The sequence below is a fragment of the Mycobacterium sp. TH-M82 genome (assembly GCF_057473605.1).
The window spans coordinates 1-1,984 of the sequence record NZ_JBYCKY010000286.1; the positions used below are offsets into that span (position 1 = coordinate 1).

General features: G+C 63.4%; 2 protein-coding genes and 1 pseudogene. All 3 read left to right on the top strand.

The genetic code is table 11. The features are described 5' to 3' along the window. Positions 1–198 (top strand): annotated as a pseudogene (locus tag AC2VON_RS09190) (PPE domain-containing protein); the annotation flags it as partial. 111 nt (positions 199–309) lie between these two features. Further along, positions 310–963, top strand: a complete 654-nt coding sequence (locus tag AC2VON_RS09195; RefSeq protein ID WP_486952673.1) for a PE/PPE C-terminal domain-containing protein — start codon at positions 310–312, stop codon at positions 961–963. Between the two features lie 124 nt (positions 964–1,087). Beyond that, positions 1,088–1,984 (top strand): PPE family protein (locus AC2VON_RS09200; RefSeq protein ID WP_486952674.1); only part of this gene is annotated, 897 nt, incomplete at its 3' end.

Genomic DNA, 1,984 nt, shown 5'->3' on the forward strand with positions numbered 1-1,984 from the left:
TTTGGGCAGAACACCGCAGCGATCGCGGCCAATCAAGCCGATTACAGCGAAATGTGGGCGCAAGACGCCACCGCGATGCACAGCTACGCGGTCAACACCGCCGCGGCAGCACCCAAGCTGACCACTTTCACCCCCGCACCCCAAACCACCAACCCCACCGCTGCCGCCGCCACTCCGGGGCCACTGACTCAGCTAGCGAAACAGATCGCCTCCAACCCAACCATTAGCGGGTTGGCCACATTCGTCGGAGACGTGACTGTATATGAAGATATTCCGTTAGGCGCATTCGGGCCCGCGCAGATCGAGTTGATGTTTTTTACTCCGGCCGTCGTCGGCGCCGAAACGGCCGCACGAGGTTTCGCTGCATCGCTCACTACGGCTGGCGGCCCCGGTGCAGAACTAGCTTCGTCGGTATCCCCTGGCATCGATCCGGTTCCATCGACACCGCTCGGGGCATCTGCGCCCACCTCAGCAGATTGCTACAGATCAGAGGTGTCGGCGGGGCTGGGCCGCGCGACGCCGGTCGGCGGCTTGTCGGCGCCACCGGCATGGGGTTCGGCTCCCCAAAGGATTCGGCTTGCGGCGGCGGTATTGCCGACTACGGGTGTGGCGAATTTGCCGGAGGCTGGAATAGCTGCACCGGGCGGCATGCTCGGTGGGATTCCGCCGGTTGCCGGCATGGTCAATGCTCCAAGCAGTGGCCAGCGAGAATCGGGCGGTCAATCCAACGCCGAGGCGAATCCGCAGACCGCCCGGGCGACCGATGCTGGTGGTGCTGTCCAGCACCGTTCTATCCGGCCTTGCCCACCCGCTGGCCACGAGGCCACAGCGAGTGGGCGCGAAGAACTCCGAAGATTGCGTCAGATGCTATCGGACTTGGCAACGGAACGCGATGCGCTTGAGCGCTCGGCGGATTCGTTGCTCAGGCTAGCCGGTCTGGGACCGGTATCCGGACGGAGGTGATCATGCGACGTTACTGGCGAAATTGCTGGTCCCTAACCCGGCCGGAAATGGCAATCGTAGAGACAGGTGAGCGACGTTGATGATTGATTTTGCGGTGTTGCCGCCGGAGGTCAATTCGGCGCGGATGTATGCCGGGGCTGGTTCGGCGCCGATGTTGTCTGTTGCTAGCGCCTGGGATCGGTTGGCGGCGGCGCTGACATCGGCAGCGAATTCGTATCGGGCGGTGATCACCGAGTTGACCGACGGTTCCTGGCGGGGCGGTTCGGCGGCGGCGATGCTCGCCGCTGTTGAACCGTATTTGCGGTGGATGAACACCACTGCCGCACAGGCTGCTCAGACCGCGAATCAGGCCAGGGCCACGGTAGCGGCCTATGAGGAGGCTTTTGCCGGCACGGTTCCGCCGTCGGTGATCGCGGCCAACCGTGCCGCGCTGGCAACCCTGCTCAACACCAACGTCTTTGGGCAGAACACCGCAGCGATCGCGGCCAATCAAGCCGATTACAGCGAAATGTGGGCGCAAGACGCCACCGCGATGCACACCTACGCGGTCAACACCGCCGCGGCAGCACCCAAGCTGACCACTTTCACCCCCGCACCCCAAACCACCAACCCAACTAGGTCTGCTGGCCAAGCGGCCGCCGCTGCGACATCCGCTCACGCGGGGTCATCGATCCTGAATTGGGACCCGTTCGAGGCGATAGCCAACAGTCCGTTTATAGATAATGCGACCGTCGGAGAATTAAATGTATTTATGAACATGACCGGGGGAATGGCTATACAGAGTTCGGCCCCGAATCTCGTTGCTCAGGGCATTATGCTGATGCTTTTTCCGTTGATTCTCACTACCGGCAAAGTGTCGATGCTGGGCTCGCCGGCCGCGATGGGAGCGGCTACCGGCGCCGGTCTAGCCTCATCGACGTCCGTGGACGCGTCGGCGGCCACGTTGGTTGAGGCCCATGGGCCAGGGGTGTCGGCGGGCATGGGCCGCGCAGTGCCGCTCGGCAAGCTATCGGTACCGCCG

Bases quoted from the DNA above. Each gene is read 5' to 3' on its own strand.
- AC2VON_RS09195 (WP_486952673.1), top strand. From the start codon at position 310: ATGTTTTTTACTCCGGCCGTCGTCGGCGCCGAAACGGCCGCACGAGGT.